Source organism: Bdellovibrio sp. HAGR004 (assembly GCF_055397015.1).
On sequence record NZ_AP029176.1, the window covers coordinates 1,687,736 to 1,712,262 of the forward strand.

The 24,527-nt window shown below is 49.2% G+C and carries 28 protein-coding genes, 1 tRNA gene and 1 rRNA gene; 15 read left to right on the plus strand and 15 right to left on the minus strand.

The genetic code is table 11. From position 1 onward, the window contains the following. Window positions 1–88 precede the first annotated feature (88 nt). Window positions 89–205: ribosomal RNA gene (gene rrf, locus ACZ5ZV_RS08530) — 5S ribosomal RNA — on the plus strand. A gap of 613 nt (window positions 206–818) precedes the next feature. Continuing rightward, complete coding sequence (locus ACZ5ZV_RS08535) at window positions 819–1,241, plus strand: DMT family transporter (protein ID WP_464120973.1); 423 nt, start codon at window positions 819–821, stop codon at window positions 1,239–1,241. A gap of 171 nt (window positions 1,242–1,412) precedes the next feature. Here the strand turns inward: ACZ5ZV_RS08535 and ACZ5ZV_RS08540 are convergent, their stop codons facing one another. Continuing rightward, entirely contained in the window at window positions 1,413–2,021 is a 609-nt protein-coding gene (locus ACZ5ZV_RS08540; protein ID WP_464120974.1) for an NADPH-dependent FMN reductase, read from the minus strand. Window positions 2,022–2,205: 184 nt separating this feature from the next. Further along, window positions 2,206–2,847 (minus strand): chalcone isomerase family protein, encoded by a 642-nt coding sequence (locus ACZ5ZV_RS08545; protein WP_464120975.1) that lies wholly within the window; start codon window positions 2,845–2,847, stop codon window positions 2,206–2,208. Between the two features lie 114 nt (window positions 2,848–2,961). Here ACZ5ZV_RS08545 and ACZ5ZV_RS08550 point away from each other — a divergent pair, with 114 nt between their 5' ends. Next, the gene (locus ACZ5ZV_RS08550) at window positions 2,962–4,344 is read left to right on the plus strand and encodes an HD domain-containing phosphohydrolase (protein WP_464120976.1); all 1,383 of its coding nucleotides are present in this window, start codon (window positions 2,962–2,964) and stop codon (window positions 4,342–4,344) included. Window positions 4,345–4,354: 10 nt separating this feature from the next. Here ACZ5ZV_RS08550 and ACZ5ZV_RS08555 read toward each other — a convergent pair whose 3' ends face one another. After that, window positions 4,355–4,987, minus strand: coding sequence for a L,D-transpeptidase family protein (locus tag ACZ5ZV_RS08555; protein ID WP_464120977.1), 633 nt, complete (start codon window positions 4,985–4,987; stop codon window positions 4,355–4,357). A gap of 133 nt (window positions 4,988–5,120) precedes the next feature. Here ACZ5ZV_RS08555 and ACZ5ZV_RS08560 point away from each other — a divergent pair, with 133 nt between their 5' ends. From ACZ5ZV_RS08560 to ACZ5ZV_RS08595, 8 genes are all read left to right on the plus strand, one after another. After that, complete coding sequence (locus ACZ5ZV_RS08560) at window positions 5,121–5,609, plus strand: organic solvent tolerance protein (RefSeq protein WP_374001767.1); 489 nt, start codon at window positions 5,121–5,123, stop codon at window positions 5,607–5,609. A gap of 21 nt (window positions 5,610–5,630) precedes the next feature. Continuing rightward, on the plus strand, window positions 5,631–6,008 hold the full coding sequence (locus tag ACZ5ZV_RS08565) for a RidA family protein (RefSeq protein ID WP_464120978.1): 378 nt from the start codon (window positions 5,631–5,633) through the stop codon (window positions 6,006–6,008). After that, window positions 5,986–6,570, plus strand: coding sequence for a YdcF family protein (locus ACZ5ZV_RS08570; protein WP_464120980.1), 585 nt, complete (start codon window positions 5,986–5,988; stop codon window positions 6,568–6,570). Before ACZ5ZV_RS08565 ends, ACZ5ZV_RS08570 begins: the two co-directional genes overlap by 23 nt. A gap of 72 nt (window positions 6,571–6,642) precedes the next feature. Then, entirely contained in the window at window positions 6,643–7,467 is an 825-nt protein-coding gene (locus tag ACZ5ZV_RS08575) for an MlaE family ABC transporter permease (RefSeq protein ID WP_464120981.1), read from the plus strand. After that, on the plus strand, window positions 7,467–8,177 hold the full coding sequence (locus ACZ5ZV_RS08580; RefSeq protein WP_464120982.1) for a cell division ATP-binding protein FtsE: 711 nt from the start codon (window positions 7,467–7,469) through the stop codon (window positions 8,175–8,177). Before ACZ5ZV_RS08575 ends, ACZ5ZV_RS08580 begins: the two co-directional genes overlap by 1 nt. After that, the gene (locus ACZ5ZV_RS08585; RefSeq protein WP_464120983.1) at window positions 8,174–9,124 is read left to right on the plus strand and encodes an MlaD family protein; all 951 of its coding nucleotides are present in this window, start codon (window positions 8,174–8,176) and stop codon (window positions 9,122–9,124) included. The genes ACZ5ZV_RS08580 and ACZ5ZV_RS08585 overlap by 4 nt, the downstream gene beginning before the upstream one ends. A 118-nt stretch (window positions 9,125–9,242) precedes the next feature. Continuing rightward, the gene (locus tag ACZ5ZV_RS08590; RefSeq protein ID WP_464120984.1) at window positions 9,243–10,055 is read left to right on the plus strand and encodes a substrate-binding periplasmic protein; all 813 of its coding nucleotides are present in this window, start codon (window positions 9,243–9,245) and stop codon (window positions 10,053–10,055) included. A 41-nt stretch (window positions 10,056–10,096) separates the two neighbouring features. After that, window positions 10,097–11,347: an FtsX-like permease family protein gene (locus tag ACZ5ZV_RS08595; protein WP_464120985.1), complete on the plus strand. Its 1,251-nt coding sequence runs from the start codon at window positions 10,097–10,099 to the stop codon at window positions 11,345–11,347. Between the two features lie 12 nt (window positions 11,348–11,359). Here the strand turns inward: ACZ5ZV_RS08595 and ACZ5ZV_RS08600 are convergent, their stop codons facing one another. Continuing rightward, the gene (locus tag ACZ5ZV_RS08600; protein WP_464120986.1) at window positions 11,360–12,181 is read right to left on the minus strand and encodes a 2,3,4,5-tetrahydropyridine-2,6-dicarboxylate N-succinyltransferase; all 822 of its coding nucleotides are present in this window, start codon (window positions 12,179–12,181) and stop codon (window positions 11,360–11,362) included. Between the two features lie 24 nt (window positions 12,182–12,205). Further along, window positions 12,206–12,853: a M14 family zinc carboxypeptidase gene (locus ACZ5ZV_RS08605; RefSeq protein WP_464120987.1), complete on the minus strand. Its 648-nt coding sequence runs from the start codon at window positions 12,851–12,853 to the stop codon at window positions 12,206–12,208. 144 nt (window positions 12,854–12,997) lie between these two features. Between ACZ5ZV_RS08605 and lysA the strand changes: the two genes are divergently transcribed. Then, the gene (gene lysA, locus ACZ5ZV_RS08610; protein ID WP_464120988.1) at window positions 12,998–14,173 is read left to right on the plus strand and encodes a diaminopimelate decarboxylase; all 1,176 of its coding nucleotides are present in this window, start codon (window positions 12,998–13,000) and stop codon (window positions 14,171–14,173) included. A 37-nt stretch (window positions 14,174–14,210) separates the two neighbouring features. Here lysA and murI read toward each other — a convergent pair whose 3' ends face one another. From murI to ACZ5ZV_RS08625, 3 genes are read right to left on the minus strand one after another with little or no spacing between them, the layout of a single operon-like run. Beyond that, window positions 14,211–15,017, minus strand: a complete 807-nt coding sequence (gene murI, locus ACZ5ZV_RS08615; RefSeq protein ID WP_464120989.1) for a glutamate racemase — start codon at window positions 15,015–15,017, stop codon at window positions 14,211–14,213. 4 nt (window positions 15,018–15,021) lie between these two features. Beyond that, entirely contained in the window at window positions 15,022–16,071 is a 1,050-nt protein-coding gene (locus ACZ5ZV_RS08620) for a guanosine monophosphate reductase (protein ID WP_464120990.1), read from the minus strand. Continuing rightward, a complete protein-coding gene (locus ACZ5ZV_RS08625) occupies window positions 16,055–16,735 on the minus strand; it encodes a hypothetical protein (RefSeq protein WP_464120991.1) in 681 nt (226 codons plus the stop codon). The genes ACZ5ZV_RS08620 and ACZ5ZV_RS08625 overlap by 17 nt, the downstream gene beginning before the upstream one ends. Before the next feature lie 104 nt (window positions 16,736–16,839). Here ACZ5ZV_RS08625 and ACZ5ZV_RS08630 point away from each other — a divergent pair, with 104 nt between their 5' ends. Then, on the plus strand, window positions 16,840–17,721 hold the full coding sequence (locus ACZ5ZV_RS08630) for an SDR family oxidoreductase (protein WP_464120992.1): 882 nt from the start codon (window positions 16,840–16,842) through the stop codon (window positions 17,719–17,721). On the opposite strand, the gene ACZ5ZV_RS08635 is transcribed toward ACZ5ZV_RS08630, so the two are convergent. The 7 genes from ACZ5ZV_RS08635 to ACZ5ZV_RS08665 all read right to left on the minus strand — a co-directional run bounded on the left by ACZ5ZV_RS08635 (window position 17,713) and on the right by ACZ5ZV_RS08665 (window position 22,407). Next, complete coding sequence (locus tag ACZ5ZV_RS08635) at window positions 17,713–17,970, minus strand: hypothetical protein (RefSeq protein ID WP_464120993.1); 258 nt, start codon at window positions 17,968–17,970, stop codon at window positions 17,713–17,715. The genes ACZ5ZV_RS08630 and ACZ5ZV_RS08635 overlap by 9 nt on opposite strands. A gap of 91 nt (window positions 17,971–18,061) precedes the next feature. After that, window positions 18,062–18,490, minus strand: coding sequence for an SRPBCC family protein (locus tag ACZ5ZV_RS08640; protein WP_464120994.1), 429 nt, complete (start codon window positions 18,488–18,490; stop codon window positions 18,062–18,064). 8 nt (window positions 18,491–18,498) lie between these two features. After that, window positions 18,499–19,461, minus strand: a complete 963-nt coding sequence (locus ACZ5ZV_RS08645; RefSeq protein ID WP_464120995.1) for a hypothetical protein — start codon at window positions 19,459–19,461, stop codon at window positions 18,499–18,501. Between the two features lie 179 nt (window positions 19,462–19,640). Continuing rightward, window positions 19,641–20,039, minus strand: a complete 399-nt coding sequence (locus ACZ5ZV_RS08650) for a hypothetical protein (RefSeq protein ID WP_464120996.1) — start codon at window positions 20,037–20,039, stop codon at window positions 19,641–19,643. Between the two features lie 688 nt (window positions 20,040–20,727). Continuing rightward, window positions 20,728–20,819: transfer RNA gene (locus ACZ5ZV_RS08655), tRNA-Leu, on the minus strand. Between the two features lie 14 nt (window positions 20,820–20,833). Beyond that, a complete protein-coding gene (locus ACZ5ZV_RS08660; protein ID WP_464120997.1) occupies window positions 20,834–21,532 on the minus strand; it encodes an RluA family pseudouridine synthase in 699 nt (232 codons plus the stop codon). After that, window positions 21,529–22,407: an HNH endonuclease family protein gene (locus ACZ5ZV_RS08665; protein WP_464120998.1), complete on the minus strand. Its 879-nt coding sequence runs from the start codon at window positions 22,405–22,407 to the stop codon at window positions 21,529–21,531. The genes ACZ5ZV_RS08660 and ACZ5ZV_RS08665 overlap by 4 nt, the downstream gene beginning before the upstream one ends. Before the next feature lie 316 nt (window positions 22,408–22,723). Between ACZ5ZV_RS08665 and ACZ5ZV_RS08670 the strand changes: the two genes are divergently transcribed. Together ACZ5ZV_RS08670 and ACZ5ZV_RS08675 are read left to right on the plus strand one after the other, a co-directional pair. Further along, window positions 22,724–22,918: a hypothetical protein gene (locus ACZ5ZV_RS08670; RefSeq protein WP_464120999.1), complete on the plus strand. Its 195-nt coding sequence runs from the start codon at window positions 22,724–22,726 to the stop codon at window positions 22,916–22,918. Window positions 22,919–23,078: 160 nt separating this feature from the next. Then, a complete protein-coding gene (locus ACZ5ZV_RS08675; protein WP_464121000.1) occupies window positions 23,079–24,527 on the plus strand; it encodes a TolC family protein in 1,449 nt (482 codons plus the stop codon).

Below are 24,527 nucleotides of genomic sequence, written 5' to 3' on the forward strand. Positions count from 1 at the left end.
GTAACTTCTCCATTTGTGTTGGAAGCAAGTTGCAAAGAACAGAAAGGTTAGTGTAAGAAGCTAACCACTTTGACTTAATAAACGCTTTGCTGGTGTTTATAGCAGAGGGGCCACACCTGATCCCATTCCGAACTCAGAAGTTAAGTCCTCTTGCGGCGATGGTATTGCATGGGCGACCATGTGGGAGAGTAGCACGATGCCAGCTCTTTTTTACTCGAACCCGACTTACGAAAGTAAGCCGGGTTTTTTTTTGCCTGAAACTCAACTCGATTTCAGAATCTGCCCTATCGATATGGTGAATTCCTCAAGGCCCCCACATTGAGGACTCTGCTGCGTGCTTAATAATCTACCTATTTGAGCTTTATCGCCTCAATCAGACGCAAAAATGGATTGCTGAATAGTACCGGCTGGGATGATGACTGACACCGCTGATGACTCTGCCAGCGCCTTTTCTTTTATTTTCACTTCAATCGGAGACGTTGAGTTGGGCTTTTGTAGGCCCATTTTTGTTTCAAAATGGGAAAACAAATAAACATAAATATGTGTAATCAAACAAAATATGGGCTAAAAATATTCGCTGTGTCTCATGTCTAAGTTGTCGAAAAGACTGTTTAATCTCATTGAGGTCGAGTCATGAGAGCTTTTTTTAAAGAGCTGTGGTATTCTAGTTATATCAAATACAGGAATCTTTTCCTGTTCGCTTTTTAAGTCTTTTTTGTCGACTGGTTCAAAAAAAGATCTCTCGGGGATTCACCCGAGCACGGGGAAACAAAAATTGAATAGACAAAAGAAAGGGTCGAGATGCGACAGGGTGTCTTATGGCATACGTGTATCTTGCAGCAGCAATTATCTTTGAGGTTTTTGGAACGATCACGATGAAGTACTCAGAGGGGTTTACAAAGGTGCTCCCATCCGTGCTCACAGTAGCATGTCATGGAATCTGCTTTATAAGCCTCACTGTAGCCTTAAAGTATCTTCCAGTAAGTAACGTCTATGCCATCTGGGCAGGCGTGGGAACGGCGCTAATGGCGTTCCTGGGCTTGGTTATTTTCAACGAGCCTCTTCCGCTTCAGAAAGTATTGGCGACCTCCCTGATTATTTTGGGAGTTGTTATGCTGAATCTGGGTGATGGCAAAAAAGCAGAAGAGCAGGTTGCAAAAGTGGAAGCTCCGAGTATGAAGGCCATACCCGCAGCGGTCGTGCCGACGGTTCACGTCGACCCACCTCGCAATGCGGGCTGAGAATTTCAAAATATTTAAAACTATTGCTGGCTGTTGTTCAAAGGAGAGGTTGATCCTCTCCTTTTCTTTTTTGGAACACCTCGTGTCGCATCGAGTGCTACGCCACATCTTGCGGTTCTTTTCGGGAGTTGTGCCCTAAAAATTATTTGCTCGAAAATGAAGGTGCTGCCTTCATTTTGGCTTTTGCAGTCTTTCTTCAACAAATTCACTTAAGGCTTCAAATGGGGTTTCCTTGCGCGCAGCATAGTGAATGAAATCCAGAAGTAAGTTTTTTAAGCGCTCATCTTGTTTTGCATCAATGAGTTGATCTTTCTCATCATACGCGGAATCCGCCTTCGCCAAGCCAAAGTATTCTGGGTACAGGTAAGTTCCAAGGATGTGGAAGGGGGTTCTTGCGTGGATGTTCCCGCGAATGCCCCCTAAAGACCCTGGCGAGGCCCCAATCAGCAGGATCTGCTTTTTGGCGATCGGAAGTGGTTTGATACGGGAAACCCAGTCCAACGCATTTTTAAGCGTTCCGGGAATGCTACCATTGTATTCCGGGCTGGAGATGACAATGGCGTCGGCTGATTGGATTTTCTGCGCCAGTTTTTGCACGCCCTCGGGAATTCCCTGGGAGGACTCAAGGTCGCCATCGTACATCGGCATGGGGAAGTCGTTAAATTCGCACAAGTCCACCTCGCAGAAGGGTAATGTGCGAAGATGTTCGGCGGCGATTCGAATCAGTTTTTTATTGTAGGATCCCTTGCGCAGGGAGGCCGCAAAAAGGAAGACTTTCATGTTCCGCTCCAATTCTTCTTATTTTCACATTCATCAGGGGTAAGAGCACCTGTTTAGGCCCTCTATTTCAAAATACAATTTCTATTGTCCAGGAGGGAGCTTCAGATTGAATGGCGACAGAGGGGCCAAGTCATTCGGGGTACTTTATTCTGCAGGGGCAGGCCGAAACCTGCCCCCGGTGTGACTACTTTTTCAGGATGGATTTTTTCAAGCTCGCAACGCCATCGTCGGATGGTTTCCCCAACCAGATCGCAAAGACCTTTTCGATGAAACCAGCAGGTCCTTTGATTTCAGAAACATTTCCTGAAGTAGTTTCGTAGAACACAGATTCAGAACCGTCTTTCAGTTTTGCACCCAAGATTGTCAGTGCTTTGCCGTCTTTCGCCTCGCCACCTTTGGAGACAGAGTCCAGGAATTGTTTTACTGCGGCATCGTCAAGGCTGACGTTGTTGGCCTTCAAGGCTTCCTTGAAGGATTTTTGCACATTGTCCGCATCCACATCGCGCAAGAAGTGAAGCTGGATGGCTACAGCCTTTTGATCTTTCAGGGATGTCAGGGCTTCTGAGTCAGTCTTTTTGAAACTCTCCGGGGTGCTCACGAACAACTGACCGACGTACACCTTCACATTGACGAAAACAACTTTCTTCGCGCGAAGTCCGGCCCCGACGGAAGTTAATTTTACGGCTTCGTTTTCAACCTGAGCCGTTGCTGAACTGGAAAGAGTGACTTTTTCGATTTTCTCACCACTGCCTTCGGAAGTCAGAAGGGCGGCCGAGGCATTTAAGGACAAAAGAACGGTGGCAAGTCCTGCGATAAGGTGCTTCATGAATGATCCTTTCTCGATATGGTCCAGATAGGATTCGTTGGAGGGGTGAAATTGTCAACCCGTAAAAGTTTTGTTGGCAGGTGGAAGATTACTCATTAAGCTTTTAAAGACGCGATGTTAGACACTAAAATGCCACCTCCTATGTTCAGACAAAAGCTGGAGCTTCTGATTCTTTCTGGAAATGAAAGGATTCTGAATCGCGCCAAGCACATTGTGTCGCGCTACTTCCTGACATTTCAGCACATGGATTTTTCAGACCTTAGCAAAGGGGCCACGCTGGACCTGATGCGTGCGCAGTTGATTCTTCTGAGTCAGGAGGATCAGGAATCTTTGCAGGATTTTGCAGTCCGGGTTGATCAGGTTTTGCATGCGTTCCCGCGCTCTCGTTTGGTGACGGTGATGGCGCCGTCCTTATCACGGGAAAATCTGGAGGGCACGGCGAACACCCGCATAACACCGCTGTCGCAGGCGGAATATTTTCAAACGATGAAGTTCGAATACCTGTGTCTACAACGTTGTCGGGCTCAGTATTTCGATATAAAAATCAGTGATCTATTCCCGATGACAACCCTGAGTTTTCCGGTATTCATCCGGCAGCCCTTGAATCAGCGCTATGTGGCTGTGACTCATTCAAATTCTGTCTTATCTGATGACCGTTATCAGAGAGTCTCTGCTGCAGACGGGGTTTTCATCCTGCAGAAGGACAGTGAGCGGTATTCTCAATACATTGCAAGCTACTATGACACTTCTGGTAAAGGCATGAGAATGCGGGCCCGGGCTCAGTTTTTGGCGCTTTATCAGGCCTCTTTGCAACTGAATGAAATTTTGCTTTTTGATTTTAAATCCTCGTCCCAGGAGTCTTTTGTTGCCGCTTATGAATCGCTGCAGTCCGCTGGGGAGGAGCTGCTGAAAACCTTCGAAGGTCAGGAGGATCTTTGGGATCTGTTCCGGGAGTCCCTGAGTGGTGACTTCTATCGTTTGTGGCGGGCGCCGTGGATTGCGGCGTATGCCGCACTTATTTCCAAGCGCAGTGGACAGGGGAATCCGCGGGTGGCCCTGATGTCGGGTCTATTGACGGATGTCGGGCTGCTTGATGTCGAGGAAAGTCTTGTGCGTCGGTACCTCTTGGGAGACGGCGGCAAGCAGGGGGATAGCTCCGAGTTGCCACAATCCTTTGGATATCACCCAGTGCTTTCTTTGAATCGATGTCTTGGCAAAGGAGTGCCGATCAGCGAGGCAATCAAGGCCGCGATGGTCTGCACACATGAGCGCTTTGATGGCAAGGGGTTCCCAAACCAGGTCCCTGCTGACAAAGTGCCGGTGGAAGCGCAGATAGTGATGTTTGCCGAAAAAATTGATCAGGCTGTTTTAACGACTATGCAAGAGACCGGTGTGGGGTTCCGCTTTCTGAAAGAAAAAGTCTGGGAGCGGGAGAGTCAAAAGACGGATGCTTTTTCCTCTGACTTTTTGGCGGCGATTGCGGATTCACTCATCTGACGGGCGTTATTCATGGACAGATTTCAATCATTCCGCCCAAGGGCATGCGGGCAAAGATTTCTTCAATCTCAGAATTGGTGACGGCCATGCACCCCTTCGTCCAATCGCGGGGGTGGCGGATCAGTTTGCGTTTAATCCAACTATTGGGAAGGCCGTGGATCATGATGCTGTCACCAGGATCTTTGATCCCATTCTTTAAAGCGTCGGCCTTGTCTTTACGGTTGGGATAGTTGATGCCCAGGCTTAAATGATACTCACTTTTTAGATTTTTCACTTCGAAGATATAGCGACCTTCGGGCGTCTTTTCGTCGCCTTCTTTCTTTTTGTGGCCCACGGGGCTGCCGCCAAGAGCCGTAGAATAAGTGGCCAGAATCTGTTCCTGTTGCATGAGATGAATCAATCGACGTTTTTTATCAACCAGAATCAAGTCGGCCTCCGCCTCGAGAGCCGGGCGTTCCCAGCGGGATTTGGCGGCAAATTCACCAAGGCGGGGACAGTAGCTGGGAAGAGCGGCTTCTTCGATGGCGATTTCGAGCATTTCCTTTTCTTCCGGACTTAAAGCCACCCAATGATCGCCATAGACGACGGCATGAGCCTCAGAAAGAACCAAGAAAGATATAAGAATGCAGAAAATGAGTTTCATGTGCTCCGTTTCCCACGAAAGTCGCAAGGACACAAGGAATTGACACCCGTTGTAAGAAGTAAAATCCTTTGCCCCGGTTCCCAGTTTTGCCTTTAATAAAAAGGCTAAATATCCCAAAACAGAGGAGAGAAAAGTGCTTAAAAAAATGGCGTTGGCTTTGTGCTTGATGACAGTAGGATTCACCGTTCAAGGTCAGGCGAAAGAGTTGACCAACCGTTTGGGGGTGGGTGTGAAAACTCATTCGGCTTTGAACCTGCCGCAGCTGGCGGCAACTTATTACTTCGCGCCGGACATGGCTTTGGCGGGAGGTCTTGGTGTTGACACGCAGAAGGACTACTCAAAATTTGCCTTCAACGCGGGTATTCGCCGTGTGGTCTTCAAAGAAGATAACATGAACTTCTATATGGGTGGTTCTGTTGGTGTGTTGAATGAGGAAACCAACGGGGATAAACAGTCCGGCTTTGAACTTAATGCCTTGTTTGGCGGCGAGTTCTTCTTTACAGGTTTGGATTCGTTGGCCTTCACCTTCGAAGGGGGTGTGGGTGTTGTTTCAATGGACAACGTACGCTTCAGAACTATCGCTGACAGTCCATTCAGCGCGGGAATCATTTTCTATTTCTAATAAACTCTTAAGGAGAGATTCATGAAAAAAGTAATTCACACAGACAATGCACCGAAGGCCGTGGGTCCTTATTCTCAGGCTGTTCAGATGGGTGATTTTTTGTTCTGTTCCGGTCAAATCTCGATTGATCCAAAGACGGGTGAAGTGTTCACCGGCGATATCAAAACCCAAACTGAAATGGTTCTAAAAAATATCGAGGCGGTATTGGCTGCAGCTGGAATGAAGTACAGCAATATCGTGAAAAGCACAATTTTCCTGACCAATATGGCGGACTTTGCGGTTGTGAACGAGACTTATGCCAAAGCTTTCACAGAAGCTCCACCAGCGCGTTCCACTGTTGCTGTGGCAGCTTTGCCTAAGGGCGTGAACGTGGAGATTGAAGTCATTGCGCATCGCTAAGTCCTTGTTGAAATCCCGCTCTTTCTGGGCACTGCTGCTGCTAAGTGCAGTGGTGCTCTATCGCTTTGTGGATGAGTATCACAAAGTGCAGGGTGAGAAAATTCAGTCATGGACCAAGACCCCCACCGCAGACTGTGCCGTCGTATTGACTGGCGGTGCAGGCAGGGTGCGGGAGGGGTTTGATCTTCTGGCTAATCAGAACGTCAAGAAGCTGGTCATCTCGGGTGTGTATTCCAATGCGCGTTTGCGCGAGATCATGCCGGTGTGGCCCTTTTATGGAAGTTTGAGTGAAAATGATGTGGTTCTGGACCGTCGGTCAGAGACCACCTATGGAAATGCTCAACAAAGTCTTCCCATCGTCGAGGCTTTGAAGTGCCGGGATATTCTTCTGGTGACCTCACGCCTGCACATGTATCGTTCTTATCAGACTTTCCGGGCGACCTTTCCGGAGAACATATACATCGAAAAACACGCCATTATCGGGGGACGTCTTGAGTCTTCTGTCTGGGAGTCGGGGTTTGAGGCCCTGAAATCCTTCTTTTACTCTCTCTGGGCCTACTAAAACCAGACCTTCGACTTAATATCCTTTTCCTGTTTTGATCCGATAAAGTCCCTAGGAAATCGAGGGTGGATCATGACTTCTTTACTGGCGCATATTGACTCGCTAGGAAGATCTGTAACAAAGAATCTGGAGTACACGGCGCGTGTTCTCCTGATGGTCTATCTTTCTCTTCGCGCCACAATCATGGACCGCGCTCAAGGCTTCCGGCAGATCGTGGGGGTCATTTCCGCGCAGATTTATTTCACTGGCTGGCAGGCATTACCGCTGGTTTCAGTCCTGGCGCTGGGAACAGGATCCATCATTCTTTTGCAATCCGTTTCCAATCTTTCCATGCTGGGTGGGACCCAGATGATCGGGAATTTCCTGATCGTGATGATCGTGCGTGAGGCAGGGCCCCTGTTGGTGGCGCTGGTGGTGATTGCGCGTTCAGGAACAGCTGTGGCCTCGGAAGTCGGGAACATGCGCGCCAATCGCGAAATCGAAGCCTTGGAGAGTATGGGCATCAACCCGCTGAGTTTCATTGTTTTCCCGCGGGTTTTGGGTGGAGTGATCAGCGTTCTGGGGCTGGCTTTTTATTTTAATTTCATCGCCTTGATCGGCGGTTTCCTGGTGACGCGCTTTATTCAGGATCTGCCTATGGCCTTTTACACGGATTCTTTGATGCGTGCTTTTGCCAAGGAAGACGTGCTTATTTTCCTTCTAAAAAATGGATTCAGCGGAATGATTATCTTTGTGGTGTGCTGCTATCAGGGCTTGTCCGTGAAGCGCAGTCCCCATGAGGTTCCGCAGGTGACGACTCAGGCGGTGGTGAACAGTATCATCTTTGTGGTCGTCTTTAATCTTATGGTCACAGCATTGTTTTATCTAAATCAACTTCGCAGTTTAGGGGTGGTCTGATGAAAATCGAAAGTCTTAAATTTGAAGGCGTGTCTTTTACTCATGAAGGACAGGAACCTATCGTCCAGAATGTGGAATTCGATTTTCCCATGAATGAAATTTTGTGGGTGAAGGCCGAAGAGGGGGCTGGTAAAAGTTCGCTGCTGCAGATTCTTGCAGGCTTGCAGATCCCACAATCCGGGAAGTATCTGATCAACGGTGAAAATGTGGTGGACATGTCTTTTGAAGAATTCCTGCCATACCGTCTGAAGATTGGCTACTCCTTTGACTATGGTGGTCTGATTAACAACCGCACCCTGTATGATAATCTGATGCTCCCCCTGTTGTATCATAAGATTTTGACGCCGGAAGAATCTAAAGCTCGTGTGGAAGCGATGATCAAGGAATTCGGAATCGAAAAATTTGCCCACGAAAGACCGGCGCACGTGCCGGGGCGTATTCGTAAACTGACATGCCTGATGCGGGCCGTGGTCATGCAACCGGAAATGTTGTTGCTGGATGATCCCAGTGTCGGGCTGGGGCAGGACAGTGTTTATATTTTTGCCGATCATGTTCATCGTTTGCGCAAGGAGGGCCTGCTGAAGCATGTCTTCATCAGTTCTTACGATGAAAAGTTCATGAATCTTTTCAACTATCAGATCATTCATCTGGATGAAGGACAATTGTACTTCCAGGCGGTGGATCCGGAGAAAAGAGTTGTTCATCTATGAAAGTAAAATTCAACAAGTTTGAAAGAGTGGCAGGTCTGTTCGTGATGCTGGCCATCTGCGGGGTGATCCTGACAGGGGTGAGTGCCGCGATCAAGCAGGGGTGGTTTGAACCCAAGGTGCGCTATACGACGACTTTTGAAAATGCCGACGGAATCCACCAAGGAACGCTGGTGCAGATGGCCGGTCTTCGTGCCGGTGAGGTTGAAACTGTCGAGCTTGAAAGTGACAACCGCATTCGTGTGAGCTTCTATGTTCTGGGAAAATTCCAAAATCGTGTGCGTGAAAACAGCACGGTGCAGTTGATCCGTCCCTTCATCATCGGAGAGAGAGTTTTGGAGTTGACCGTTGGCGGGGAAGAGTACGACGTGATCCCTGATCAGAGTGCCATTAAGTCCATGGAGACAGTGGATCTGATGACGTTGATGAGCGGAAAACATCTGAATTCTTACTTGAGCAAGTTGGGTGGTATCCTGGAAAGCGTGCAGGTTCTGGTGGATGCGTTTGCCGACAAGAGCCGTGCCGAGAGCCTGGTTCGTGTGATCGACCGTATGGATCCATTGGTGAAGAATCTTAATACGATGTCCATGGAAGTAATTAAGCTTTCCAAGCAGGCAACTCACGATGATGGGGTGCAAAAGCTGGTGGGTAATCTTGCTGTGACGACTCGGGAGATCAATAAAATTTTGCCGGAGTTGAACGAAGCTAATCCTGCCATGGCCAAAGACCTTGCGGTGATGACCCAGAACCTGGCAGTCATGACGCGTGCCCTGGGACCAGCCGTGAAAGAGGTTGAGGGTGAATTGCCAGGTGCCAGTGTGCGTTTGGTGCAGGCCTTAAATGAGACAGTGGTGGTTTTGAAAGCCATGCAAAAAAGTTTCTTCATGCGCAGTAGTGTGAAGGAAGTTAGGGAAGAAGAAGATGCTCGCGTTCCAGCGAGTCAGAAATAGCCATGCGTCCCGATCTGGGGCGCAAATATGAATTATCAAATTAATTTAATTACTCTTCAGCAATAAAGAAGTTTGCACGATAAGACCTGTGCTCGTCAGAGCAGGGGAATGGTGAATCATGCAAACGATGCGTTTATTGGCTCAAATGATCGCAGTTTTGTGTGTGGGCTCTTCTGTATGGGCCAAAAGTGAAAAAACGCTGGCAGTGGCTTTTGGCAAAGCCCGACCGCCCTATGCGTTTTTAGAAAACGAGCAGTTGCGAGGAATCGAAGTCGATCTGGCTCGGGAGGTCTTAAGCCGCATGGGCTATCAAATGAAGCCTCAGTCCATTTCCCCTTATCGCATCGAGGCGGAGGCGAAACACGGAAACAGCTTCGATGTTGTTGTCGGTGTTCCCTTAGGTAGTGATGGATCTCGTTATTATTCCCAGGCGTTTGTGATCTATAACAATGTGGCGATGAGTTTTAAAGCCAGAAAACTTCCAGTCAAGTCAGTGAAGGATCTGCAGGGGCTCCGTGTGGGGGCTTGGGTCAACGCATGGAAGGATTTGGGGAAAGATTTTTCGCGGCATTTTTCTCCACGGGCATCGGGCATTTTGCCAAATATGTATGTGGAGTTTGCCAAGCAGGACGAGCAGTATAAAGCCTTTTGGAACGAGAAGATTGATGTGTTGATCATGGATCGTTCGATCTTTGCCTGGTTCAGAAAAACCATGGTTCCCCAGGTGGGGGTGTTGGAAGATATTGAGGTCTTTCCAATCTTTGAAGAGCCGAATAAGTCCTATGTGGTATTTCGTGATCAAAAAATGCGCAATGACTTTGATCGCGAACTCAAGAAGATGCGTGATTCCGGGGTCTATGAGCGCATTGTGAATAATTATGTCGGCGAAAAGCTTGCCGCCATGTTTAAAACCAACGGAAAAACTCACTAACGAGCTTGTGCGCAGCTTCCTGACCGCCTTATGATTCTAGGATGCTGGTTGGGCACTTATTCCGTCATTTTATTTTTTCCAAAAGAGCCGGGGCGCTGGTGCGCCGAATTGCCTGGCTTTCCATGGTGGGCATTTGTATCAGCGTGACCGCGTTTTTGGTTGTTCTGTTTGTCATGAATGGTATGAACGGCAGCATTCGCCAGCGCATTCTGGGGCTGGAGCCTCATCTCTATATTCAGGTCGCCGGGGTGGGGACTTCACAGGGTCTTGAAAGTCATCCGGTGTTTCAGCGTTTGAAGGAAAATCCTGCGAATCGAGCCTACGTCTATGAGTCTATGGACGTCATCATTCGCAGCCAGGATGGACAGTTCAGGGGTGGAATCGCCCGTGGGGTGACCCGCGAAAGTCTTGAACACTTTATTGAACAGCTGCAAAAGGTAGATCGCAAAAATGAGGACCGTAGTTCTCCGGCTTATTTCTGGGATCCCGAGGATGTTCCTGGCAAAGGTGAGGTTGTCGTCGGGGTGGATCTGGCGCAGTCATTGGGTGTTTTTGAGGGGGATTTCCTGACGGTGGTGTCACCTTCGGGATTGCTGTTGCCTCCAGGGGAAACCCCCAAGTTTGAGCGCGTTCGTATCAAACGAATTGTGACCACCAGTCTGCCGGACTTGGACAGTCAGTATATTTATTATCAACGTGGTGAGGCTTTGAATGCGCTGACCACCGAAGGTATGCGCAAGAGCGGTATTGAAGTCTGGCTTGCGAATGAAAAAGATGTCCTGTCTGTTCGCGATGATCTGGCGAAGTTTGAGGGCGTCAGTGTTGAGACCTGGATGGATCGCAATTCGGCCTTGTTGTATGCTTTGAAACTGGAAAAACTGACCATCGGTATCTTCCTGGGGCTGGCGGGAATGATCGCGGCAAGTTCCATCATGAGCGTCCTGGCCTTGTTGTTGTCGCAGAAAAAGCGCGATATTGCGATTTTGCGTGCGATAGGATTCTCTGCACGTCAGACGGTGATGACCTTTACACAAATCGGCTTTTTCCTGGCTTCGATTGGCGTTGTCACCGGTACAGTGTTGGGAACAGGTATCAGTCTGTATATCCAATACAATCCCATCAAGTTTTTGCCTTCAGATATTTATTATGACTCGTCGATTCCCGCGTTGGTGGATTTCTGGCTGGTCTTTGGTGTTTTGATCGTCAGTGCCCTGATTGCATGGTGGGGATCTTATATTCCTGCAAGAACGGCTGCAGAAGTGCAGCCGTCCGATGCTTTGCGAATGAGATAAGTTGAAAAAAAATTAAACGCTGACCTGATGATCGCGTAGAGCATCAGTCAAGGATGTCTTCAGATCGGTGCTGGCTTTGCGCTTACCGATGATCAGTGCGCAAGGAACACCGTAGTTTCCGGCGGCAAATTCCTTCATCTGTGTCCCTGGGATGACCACCGAGTTGGCAGGAACGCGTCCTTTGTATTCCACCGGGGCGGAACCCGTGACATCAATGATCTTTGTGCTGGCAGTGATGGTGACTCCGGCGCCCAATACAGCCCCTTCTTCGATCACGGCCCCTTCGACCACGATGCAGCGGCTGCCGATGAAGGCGTTGTCTTCAACGATCACTGGAGAGGCCTGGATGGGTTCCAAAACCCCGCCAATGCCCACACCGCCGGAAAGATGCACATTTTTACCGATCTGCGCGCAAGAGCCAACGGTGGCCCAAGTGTCCACCATGGTGCCGGAGCCGACATAGGCACCGATGTTCACGTAAGAAGGCATCAAGATGGCCCCTTTTTCGATGAAACATCCTTTGCGGGCCACGGCCGGAGGAACGACACGCACGCCATCTTCTTCGCTCCATTGTTTTGTTGGAATTTTATCGAAGAAAGCAAGATCCCCGGCTGACATGGCTTCCATCTTTTGGATGCGGAAATAAAGCAGGATGGCTTTTTTGATCCATTCGTTGGTGATCCATTGACCATCTTGTTTTTGACTTACGCGCAGGCGACCGGCGTCCAGGCCCTCAATTGTTTCAAAGACGGCCTTGAGCTCCTGAGTGCTCAGTTGATCAACGCTTTTTCCGCCTTGAACGTCAGCAAAAATCTGGGTGACTTCTTGTTGCATGAGATCTCTCTTTCTATTTAAAAACTATTCCAATACTTTCAGGGATTCCAAGATGGCCGGAACATGGATTTCGATGATTTTTTCAGCGGCCAGTCCGCGCTCAATTTCATAAGTCAGTGTCGGGCAGTTTCTTTCAAGACCCGCATAAGTTCCCAGGCAGCCCGGTGTGGGATAACCGATATCGTCATCAATTTTGTAACCCGTGAGTTTGGCCAAAACTTCGGCCACCTTGCGGCAGTCGCCATTCACATTTAAAACCGGATGCCAGGAGTGCAGGGATAGAACATAGATTGGCTTTTTCTGGTCCAGATAAGTCATCAGACCGTGGTTTTCATTTTCGCTTCCTGCAAAAGGCCCTGGATGATAGCGCGGAGTCTTCACTTCAGGGGACCAGTCTTTTGTAGGCAGGTTTCGGTTCAGATCCACGCCGTTGCCATTGCCTCTGGTTTTGAAGATGACACCTTCTAGATTGAACTGAGGGACCAGAGTCATATTCAGCTTATACGGGAAGGCTTGCATAAAATGCTTCAAAAGTTCTTGCGCGGCAATAACCCCTTCAACTTCGTCACCATGAACTCCGCCCAGAATTAGAACTTCGGGGCCGTTGTTTTCAAAGTGATAAGCCGGTACGGGGAGGCCTTTGGAGGTATAAGTAAAAATGGAAGTTTTCATAACGAGCCTGTCCTTTTGGCCCACCATCTTAACATCCTCATTGCTGGTAACGTCAAAACGATTCTTCTGTTACGCGAGAGAACACAAGTTTTCATGACAAACTTTGGTGAATCAGTCATCATAACGAAACCAACGAGGTTTCACTTGGAATATATCAATAACGAACTCTGCCTAGGCCCTATGAAAAAGCCCTTAAGTCCTCTGGTGGCAAATTATATGCGGCCTATCTATGTCTATGACCTGGATTTTATAGCTCAGAGATTTGAAGCCATGACGAGGGCTCTAAAAGGTGTGCGTCTGTTCTATGCGATGAAAGCCAACTCCAATCCCGGAGTGCTGAGTAAGCTAAAGTCCCTGGGGGCGGGGGCGGATGTGGTTTCCTTGGGTGAAATCAAGCGAGCTTTGGAATGCGGTTTTCAGCCTCAGGATATTGTTTATAGCGGTGTTGGTAAGACAAAGTTTGAAATCAGTGAGGCCCTGAAGTTGGGCATTTATCAGATTAATGTTGAAAGCCTGCCGGAGCTTGAGCGCATTGGGACACTGGCGCGTGAGATGGGTAAAAATGCGCAGGTGGCGTTGCGCTTAAATCCCGATGTGGATATTAAGACGCACCCCTATATTGCTACCGGCCTAAAGGATAATAAATTCGGGATGGAGTTGTCGTTGATCCCGGCGCTGACTTCCTGTTTGAAAAGTTATTCTGATTCTATTTCTTTGGTGGGTGTCAGTCTGCATCTGGGCTCTCAGATGCTCGAGTTTTCCGGCTATGAGGAAGCTCTGCAAAAACTTAAGAAAGTCTATTTGGATCTGCAAAAGGATTTTCCGGAACTCAAGAAATTTGATTTCGGTGGGGGCTTGGGTATTTTCTATGATCGCGTGGATCTGGAGTTGGAAGAATCCCTGCTGCAACAATATGCTAAAATCACGCTGGAGACTTTGGACGACTTGAACTGTGAGTTGCAGTCAGAGCCGGGGCGCTGGTTGGTGGCGCATTGTGGGGTGCTGATCACTCAGGTTCAGTATATTAAAGAAACTTCAGCAAAGACATTTGTGATCGTGGACGCGGGGATGAATCATCTGATTCGTCCGTCGTTGTATGAAGCCAGCCATCGCATTGAACCCCTACGCAAAGGAACTTCGGCGATGGTTGTGGACGTGGTCGGCCCCATTTGCGAATCTTCGGATTTCTTTGCAAAAGATCGCTCTTTGACCACTGTGAAAGAAGGTGATTTCCTGGCGGTGATGGATTCGGGTGCTTACGGATATTCCATGGCCAGCGTTTATAATCTTCAGGAACTTCCTCTGGAAGTTTGTATCTAGTACGCTGTCGCATGAACTTCTGCAGCGTACTAGCTAATTAGACGTCAACAACAGCAAATGAGTCCGCTTTGGCGGGCTTCAAAATTCTTTGCGCCATTTCTGTGAAGTGCGCCGAGGAATCCGTGGTCATGATATTGATCTGGCGGGTTTCGCTGCTTTGATTTTTACCCAAGCGTCCACTTTGCATATCGCGGGACAACCAACGGGCAATCGCTTCGCCAGAATCCACCAGTTCAATTGAACTTCCAGTCACCCGAGCAATGGAGTTTTTCAAAATCGGATAATGCGTGCAGCCCAGGATCAGGGTGTCGATATGCTGCTGCATCAGCGGGGTCAGATAACGGAAGACAATCAGGTTCGTCACTGGATCGGAATCCCAGCCTTCTTCTGCCAGAGGAACAAATAACGGGCAGGCCTGGTCAAAGACCTGTGCGGAAGGATCCAGAGCATGAATCTTGTTTGTGTAGGCCTGACTGTTGACGGTGGCCCGGGTGGCCAGAACACCGATGCGTTTGCCACTGGAAAGCTCCAGTGCGCGTTGAGAGCCGGGTTCAATCACATTGTAAATGGGAATGCCATCGATCTCTTTTTCTGAAACCTGGCTGGAGGCCGTGTTGCAGGCAATGACGATGGCTTTGACGTTTTGTTTTTCCAGGAACTGGATGATCTGCTCTGAATACTTGCGGATTGTTTGAGGGGATTTAGACCCATAGGGCAGGCGAGCCGTGTCTCCGACGTAGAGAAAGCTCTCATGCGGGAATTGCAGTGCCAGTTCTTTAAGAACCGTCAATCCGCCAATTCCTGAGTCAAAGACACCTATGGGTCGAGAATCCTGATCCGCCATCTTCTTAGTTTTTCACTCCATGTGCACGAGATTCAGAAATACCATTGGAAGACATTTCCATAAAGAGGGCTTTGTCTTTAATTTCAGCAATGCTCGTGGCGTTGATGTAGCTCATGCCGCTGCGAATCCCACCGGTGACTTCCAGGATCACATCTTTCACGTGTCCCTTAACACTGACTTGAGTGGATTCGCCTTCCGGGGCCATACCCTCTGGAACACCTCCGCGCCAGGAGTCTTGAGCGGAACGAGACGCCATGCCACGGTACTGCTTTTTGCCGTTTTTGATTTCACCCGGAGTTTCAATGGTGCCAGAAAGCATGCTTCCCAACATCACAGTGCTGGCGCCTGCTGCAAAGGCTTTCACCATATCACCTGAGGTTCGAATGCCGCCATCAGCGATCACGGGAACTCCGTAGGAATCACCGACCTCGGCGCACAAGGCAATGGCCGTCAGTTGAGGAACGCCACAGCCGGTGATGATACGAGTGGTGCACATGGATCCCGGGCCAATGCCCACCTTGATGGCATCCGCACCGGCTTCGATCAGGTCACGTGCCGCATCCGGAGTCGCCATATTCCCCGCGATCAGATCCACTTGCGGGTATTGGTCTTTCAACCACTTCATGGTTTCCATCATCTGCACCGAGTGGCCGTGAGCAATGTCGATTGTGATAATGTTCACGCCGGCATCGACCAGGGCTTTGGCGCGGGTTTTAAATTCCTCTCCTACACCGACACTTCCGGAAATGACCTTGACGCCATTTTCTTTCAGGCGGCGGGCTTGTGCGGCTTGTTCTTCGATGGAAAGGAAGCGGTGAAGAATACCCAGGCCTCCCAATTGGTTCATGGCAAAGGCCATGTCGTATTCAGTGACCATGTCCATGTTGGCGCTGACAATCGGTGTTTCAATCGAGAAGTTCTTGGTGATTTTTGAAGTCAGACGCGGATCACGACGTGATCTGACGTCGGATCGTGCCGGAACGATCAGAACGTCATCGAAAGTAAGTCCCTTGCCTCTGTTTTTGATGTCTTTCCAGTTAAACATGAGCGTCATGTCGCTTTACCTCACTTCTAAAAATATTGAACAAGATATGAGTCGATAACAAAAGCAGATAGGTGTCCAGCGCCGATAAAATCAGGCTTTGTACTGGAGTTTTCCAGATCAGGCGATAGGCATCAAACAAAGTTGTCAGCATGCCCGGAATCAAAAGGTGAAACAGAATCAGGATCGCGATTATTTTAAACCAATGACGGCGTACGATGGTCGCAGAACCCTTTAAGGCGTCCAGGCGGCCTTCGTCGTACTCCTTCGAAGAGGTTACCACGAACGGGACCATCGTGTATTGAATGTACTTCCAGACCCCCGGAAGGATCAGCGCCAAAGACCACAGGAGGGTCTTGCCCCAGGATCTTAAGGTTTCAATATACATTTGATTTAGATAGCGTCCCCAGAAGTCATGCAGGCTTTTTTGCAGGTTCTCCAGGTTTGCAAAGGCAAACAGCGCCACACTCACCAGCAGAACCGGAAAGAAAATGCTGCTGAGGATGGAAAGAAAACCATAGTAAATGACCTCGGTTTGGACTCCCAAGGGATTGCGCAGGGCATTTTCCATCTTCAGATTTAGGTATTGATCGATGTTGTTCGACAGGGCAACCAGGGCGAACAGGGGCAAGAAAACTTTTTTAAAGACCTTCAGGTTCTCGGCAAAAAAATTCACTTAAGTATTTAGAGCCTCAAAGGGTGGGGGAGTCAAGCGGACTCTTGCTAAGAAACACATCTGAGGGGCTCTGGGACTTGGCATAATAGAAATTGGAGGCGCTTATGGAACTACAAATAATGGTCACGGGGGCCACGGGTACCATTGGTAGCGAGTTGGTAAGGGTCCTTGCTCGTCAGAGCGTGGACGCCGTGGCGGTCAGTCGGTCCTTGGAGCGCCTGCCGTCCGGGGTTCGGGGGATGCAGTTTCCCCTTGAGAATCGTTATCTTTTAGAGCAAGCGCTGAGAAATGTGGATGTTCTGGTTTTTATCCAGCCCCTTTGTGACAATATGCTTGAGCAGGCTCGGAATGTCGTGGCCGCAGCCCGTGCGTCGGGGGTGCAGTTCATTCTGAAAATGTCAGGGTTTGGAGCGTCCTCGGTTTCCAAGTACCTGTATCAGCGGATTCAAGGGGAGGCTGACGAGGTGTTGCTTGATAGTGGCCTCCGCCACGCTATTCTGCGACCCAACATCTTTATGCAGTGTTTTTTAAAGATGCACCATGAGGCCCTGATGCAGGGAATTCTCTATCTGCCTCAAGGCGAGGGGCGCACCAGTTTTGTCGATGCCCGGGATGTGGCGGAAGCCGCCGCAAATATTCTGCGTGATCCCTGGGGCTATAATAGAAAAATCATTAATTTAACGGGTGCAAGAGCGCTTTCCAATGCAGAAGCGGTGTCTTTGATAGCTCACTACTCCAAGAGAAGACTGGCCTACGTGCCCGTCACCGAAGAGGCGTGGCTGCGACTTATGCAAAAGAGCGGGGAAGCCGAATGGGTGAAGCAGGCCCTTTTGAGTTTGCACCGGGCCACGCGCGAAGGTGCGGTTGCCGAAGTGGTGCCGGGTCTGCCGAAGCTTCTGGGGCGGGACCCCCGAAGCTTCGAAGCCTTTAGCGAGGACATGAAGCAGGAGTGGATGTTACCCCTGCCTCAGGAAAACTTACTCTGACCAAAGCTCACGGACATCAAGAATATTGCAGTGGAAATCCACTAGAACTTCGTGAGCGGCATCGCCGCCTTGCAGGTTTGTACGAACGTAGTAAACTTTGTCGCCATTTTCCAGTGCCTTTTGAAATTCGGCCTGGCGAGTTTGATATCCTTGTGCACGGAAATAATCTTCGATTTTGCCAGTGCAGGAGCGGCCGGCAAAGCTTGTGGAGGACAAAAGGGCTGTAAGAGCAAACACCAAAGTCTTCATATCAAATCCTTGTTAAGGTTCTGCGCCTGATATACCGATCGGCTCGGGTATTTGCCAGTCAAGATTGTGTTTGGAAATCCTTTCAAGGGCGCTAGTCGTCCAGATAGGATTTCAGCTCCTTGAGGTGGTAGCTCCAACCCAGTTTAAAATCCTTCATGGCGTTCTTTTTAAGCGCTTCTGGCAGCGTTTCCCAGCCTGTATGAGTCAAAGTGAGGATTCTTTCTTTCCCTGTATCTTCAATCTTCAGGGAACACTCTGTGACGGCGTCCTTGGGCCATGTCTTCTCTTTCCAGGTAAAGACGATGAACTGCTCTTTTTTGAGTGCGATCACTTTGCCGGAAGCCAATTGGCGTTTTCCGGTGTCATCCTCCCAAGGCTCTTTGAATGAACCGCCGATTTTGGGTTCTAGGACAACGTCCTCGCTCCACCAGTTTGCCAGCTCGCCCCGGTCGGTCAATGCATTCCAGATCCACCCGGCGCTGGCTTTAAGTTTCACGGACATTTCAATGCTGTCTTTCATCGGAGCTCCTAGGGAAGTTGCACGGCGGCTTGGCATTGATCTTCCGACAAAAATTCCTGATTGGCAAAGATCTTGGTTTTTAAGTACTGATACTTTTCCGGCTGCTGGTTCAGAAGGTCGCGGCCTTTAAAACGATAGGCGACCACGGATTCGGCAAAGTCCTCAGATGGATTGAGTGTGCCATATTCAGAAACGGCCTTTTCGGGCTTTTCCAGGACATAGTCTTTATAGCTGCGTCCCTCATAGCTCTTTTGCACTTCCTTCCACCCCGCGATGCGGAGCCAGTCTGCGGAAGTATCCAGTCTTTGGCGGTAGGCCAGGGTGTGTCCGAGTTCATGGAGGAGGGTCTGCTGGCGCTCAGCAAAGGGAAGCTCGTTCCAGCGATCAAAAATTTCCATGCTGGCATTGGCAATGATATTTTCACCAAAACTATAGCGCTGGCCGCGCGTGAAGTGAACCAGGCGCTTGTTGTAGGCCACCGGGTAAAGATGCAGGGGGTAATCCTGCAGTGCCTGCAAAATCTCATCAAGCTCACTGGCGTACCACGCCGAAGCCTTCGTAGTGCGCAAATGAGACCCGTTGAACCCAAACTGCTTCAACAAGAACAGCAACTGCACGCCTTCTTTTTCCCCATAGATCTCTTTCATGGCGCAGAGAACTTGATTGCAAGAACTGGAAAAACGCAGTTCGGGCTTGCCGCGAAGGCTTAAGTCAAAAGTGTGCAGGTCGGAGAAAAGCTGCAGCAGGGAGCTGTTTTCATTTTTAAAAGAAATGCCATGCAGAGTTTTGGATTGGGTGGGCCCAGGCATTTTCCTTAAAGAGGTTTCCATAAATTCGACTGTCGGTGCACGTTGGGATTTGCAGGGGGCCTGTAGAACCTCGTCGGCGCTGGCTGCCCACCAGGGAAGCTCCGGCATCGCCCCGGAGTTGAGACTCCAAAGTACCAAAAATGCAGAAATATAAAGCCTCATATGTGATCCCCCTGACCTGAGGCAGGGTCTTAACACCGCTCAAAGACAGAGGCAAAAAGTCCATCGTCAGAGCGAGAGAAATCAGTTGAATTAAAGTGTCTCTGAAAAAAATTCAGCAGCTTTGGGGGGCGCTAAGCGAGGGGCATTTTTAAATGCGCACAGTTCCTGGTCGTGCAGTCCTAAATTTCTGTGGCTCCGGCACGCGCCAGAACCTTCAATTCAATGCCGACGACAGCAAGAATCACCAATATTTCGGCAACCAAGAGGGCCTGTCCCCAAATTGTAATATCGGCATAGGTAAGAAGAATAATTCCGGAAATAAGACTGTAGCCAATGTTGGCCGAGATGATAGTTTTCAACATCCAACGGGCTGTTTCTTTGGCGAGATAGTAGCAGCCCAAAGAGAAGATCGCATAAACCAAAGGGAAAGAGGCCAGGATATACAAAACAGGACGAGGCAGCCCGATTTGCTCAGAAAAAAATGGAAGAAAAATCCCGGTTAAGATCAAACTTAACAGGGCACCCAAACCATCAAAAAGGAAAACTGTTCTACTAGTAAGTTTTTTTATCAGAGGCATTGTTGTTAGGTTAGCATTCTGCTTTTCAATGGCAATGAAGAATCTGTTGGATTCGCTAAACTCGTTGGTTCGTCCGATTGGAGCGTGAATCCAATTCGAACCTATTCGGTTTAAGACTCGTGTTATTCCTTTAGTGATCGGAGGGAGTACTTTCTTATTGTCTTAAGAGTGACTCAATTTCTAAAATTGAAGTAATTCGCTTGAATCGCGGAATTTAGTTGGTGAGTGGCGTTCAGCATCGGGATCACAGTTGAGTATCTATTGCTCTGGAGCACTTTCCTACGAAATCAATCGATATACTTCTTTCTTGGGCAATACAAAAAGCAGCTGCAGCGGATGCTCAGTAAATGAGATTCAAACGGATCAGTTGATTCTGGGAGCTATTATTAAAGATACATTCAAAGTTTCACGATGGCCTTATAGCGATGGCGACACAATCAAAATTGTGGCCGAAGATGATATTTGGATTAAAGAATCCGCTAAGCCCTGCCAGTACTAACCATGAGCGCCATTCCTTCTCTCTTGCGCGAGATTCCCCAATGCGTGGCACCAATTCCTCTTCTTTTGCGAGTTCCGCAGGCCTTTGTAGTGAAGACGAAGGCAAAAGAAAACCATCGAACCGCTAAACCAACAAAATGAAACGTAAAACAACAAGAGCGAGGACTGTCCGAAGCAAAAGAAGAGGAAGTGGTGCCCCGGGCCGGAATTGAACCGGCACGCCCGTTTAAACGAAGCCCAGGATTTTAAGTCCTGTGCGTCTACCAGTTTCGCCACCGGGGCACGCGAAGATCAACTCAATCATTTTTGGCAGCAAACGTCAACGTCTTCATGAACTGAAGCATGTCTTCAGGAACTGCACATTCTATACGCACTTGTTCGTGAGTGAACGGATGCACGAACTCCAAAGAGTGAGCATGCAGCATCAGTCGCGGTGCTTTGGGTTCTTGCGGTGCTGGATAAATATCATCACCGAAAATGCCCATGCCCCGGTCGGCAAGATGCACCCGGATCTGGTGCATGCGTCCGGTCAGGGGTTGAGCTTGCACCAAAAGGGCCGTCGGAAAGACTTCCAATTTTTTGAACAGGGTATGGGCCTTGTCGCCGCCGGAGTTCACGCGCACCATCTTCATTTTTTTTAGCTTTGCATCGCGCATTTCAGCCAGATGGTTTTCGACTTCCCAGGCATCGGTCGCTTTTTGCGTCCGTTTGGTCAGGCACAGATAAGTTTTTTGAATGCGGTGAAACTTGAAGAGGTTCGCCAGGGGCTCGTTGGCTTCCTTGGTCTTGGCAAAGATCATTACACCCGAGGTGTCCCGATCCAAACGGTGATGAAGGGCTAAATAGAAGTCTTTGCCTCGCTCCTGTTGCAACTGCTGCTTCAGAGCTGTAAAAAAATCCGGACGGCTTTTGTCGACAGTGGGTTGTGAGGGAAGGCCCGCAGGTTTGGCAGTGGCTAAAAAGTAGTCGTCTTCAAAGAGGATGTCGAAGGTCATCTCTTGTTGATCATGCAGAAATCAAGATTGGCGTTGATGTATTCACGCTGTTTCTCAAGTTCAGATTTCGTGAAACGGAAGTCAGAAACTTTGCAGCCATAGTTATTCACGACCTCGTGAATGGCCTGCACTTCATCCATGGTCATGTTCAATTTCCAGATCAGCTTTACAGCCAGCCAGTCACGCACGTACTGACAGCGGTAAGAAAGATTGGCCGGCAAATAACGGTCTGGAGCACGGTCGCCCTTGGACATATTCTGGCTGGCATCGGAAGAGATCAGGTGATTCTTGTAGCCCATGTAGTTTGCATACAAGCAACGGGTCTTATAGTCCCACTGCCAAGCGCCGGACATGTACGCATTTTTCAAAGGAACCATGTGGTCAATCTGGATTTCGCGGGCTGAAACAACTTCTTTGCCAGCATAAGGGTCGTTCCAGAGGCCGGACTCAACTACGCACTGCTTGTTGCCGCGGTAAGTGACGTCGGTATTAGAGTCACGCACCAGCACTTTAGCTCGGGTATTCATACACGTGTCGTCCGTTGGATCATTGATCCAGCGACCGAAGTGCAACTTGCGCATGTATTTTTCTTCTGGAGTTGGTGGCGCTTCGGCATGCAAAGTCCACTTCAGCAGATTCACGACCAGCTTTTTAACCCCTTGAATAAACTGAGACGGGCCCAGTTCTGGGGAGTATTCCATAAAGGAGTATTCGTTGCGGCGGGTGGTGTCTGTTTCGAGGTTGTCTTCATCAACAGTGAAGAACTCATTGCTCGGAGCCGGGGCGGTGGTGGCAGCTAAGGTCGGTGATGCGACGAATGCGATCAAAAAAATGACCGCAAGCAAGCTCACTGTGTTCCCTTTAAAGCGTTTCATTCTCGGTTCCCCCTCCGCGAATTGGACTCATTAAGCCCCAGATCGAAGGCAGTTTCAACAAAACAATTCGTCAGGATTTGGTTCGACTTGCATGCTGCGCATTAAGTTCCTAATGGGACGTTTAAATGCTCTAACTTTGCGCAATTTTAATGGTTTTTGGATTTCTCACTGCAGAAAAAATATAGCATGAAGCCGCAGGTTGGCACTCTGCGCAGGTCCGATGGGGCTAGTTCAAGGGGGGTGTTCCGGGGTTTTCTTGCGGAAATACAGGGGGTGTCGCTAAGCTGAAGACTCAGCATAAAGAGGAGTGCATAGAATGAAAATGCTTTTACTTACATCTGTTTTGGTATTTGGTTTGGCAGCTTGTTCCCACAAGGCGCACAAGCATGAAAATTGTGGCTGTGGTGGTGCGAAGGCTGAGAAGTCTGAGAAGTCTGAGTGCTCTGGCAAAGAGTGTGGCATGAAAAAAGGTGGCTGCGCTGATTGTCAGGAATCCTCCGAATCCAAATAGTCACCCGAACGACGAAAGAAGTGTTCGCAAGGCTCAAGGGAAATCCTTGGGCCTTTCTTTATTTATGCACCCCCGTTGCCTTTGAATAATCCGTTGCCTTGAATAAACCGCTAAATTACTTTTTGATTGTCATATTTCCATTTCGGAAGGGATTTTGGACATGAAAAAGTGTGCCCTTTTAGGCCTCTTGGTGCTGGCGTGGCATCCGCAGGTCTTTTCTATTGATCTTCGCGAATATCTGAAAGTCGTTATCGAAAAAAACAAATCCGTCCAGGCTCTGGATGTCTCTAAGGAAGCGGCAGAAGACCGCAAGACTTCCGGAGACATTGAACTGGTGCCCGTGCTGACAGCCGGGGTGGGATATCTGAATGACAAAAGTCCCTTAGGGCAGTTTGCGCAGTTGGGGGGAACTCAAACCACGGCAAAAGATCTTAAGTTGGGCTTGATGAAGCGCTTTTCTACCGGGACCGACGTCAGTATCACGGCAAGTGCCAGTGAGGTCGAAAATGAAGGAACTTTGCTGAATCCCGCCTTTTCACGTTTTGCTTATGGCAGCCTGGGTGTGGGGTTGGAGCAGTCGTTGTGGAAAGACTCTTTTGGCAATGCCACCAGCCTTCGTTGGGAGCGTCAGGATGCTGTGACGGCCGCCGAGGTCGGGAAGTACGATCTTCAGAAGAAACTGCTTCTGATCGACGCGGAAGCGGCGTACTGGGACTATGTTTATCAGAATGAAAACCTGCGTATCGGTCGAGCCTCTTTGGAGAGAGCCCGCCGGATTGAGTCCTGGACACGTCGTCGTGTGAACGATGGTATCAGTGACCGGGCCGACCTGCTTTCTGCGCAGGCTCTGGTGTCAGCTCGTCAGTTGCAGCTGATTTCCGCAGAAGATGATATGGCGGCAGCAAAAAGAAGAATCCGCGACTTTATGGAACTGGGGGATTCTGAACCCATCCCAGAGATCACGGGGAATATTTCCCAGGCGCGGACTTTGAGCTCCATGGTGGACGGCAAAGGTGCACGTGTGGTGGCGCTGGATGCGTATCTGGCCTCACTAAATTCCAAGGCCATGTCCCTGGTCGCCAAAGAAACTGAAGACGGCTATCGTCCGGATCTGGTTTTGTCGGGGGCTTATAACACCAACAACTTTCAGGTGGGGAAGACTGTCGGCGATGCGGCCTCCAAGTGGACAGACACGGAACTGCCAACCTGGAAGGTCGGTTTGAATCTGATTTATCTGTTTGATACGGACGTGAAAAATGCGGCTCAATCTGCCGCACGTAAAGATGCGCTGGCTGCAAAGTTGCAAAGCGAAAGAAAAATGCTGGACAGTGAAAGCGCGTGGGTTGAAATCAACCGCCGCTATTCTGAGATGAATAAACGCATTGATGCGGCCACACAGATTGCACGACTGCAGGCAGATGCCGCCAAGGCGCAAACGGACCTTTTCAACAAAGGCCGTTCCATCACAGCCAACGTGATCAATGCCGAAGAAGATGCCGCCGATGCGGAACTGAATTTGACCAAGCTGAAGTCCGAACAAAGAAAAATGGAGGCCCAGGCCCGTTTGTTCATCGCCGTCGATGAATCTGGCAGTGGCGAGGGGAACTAA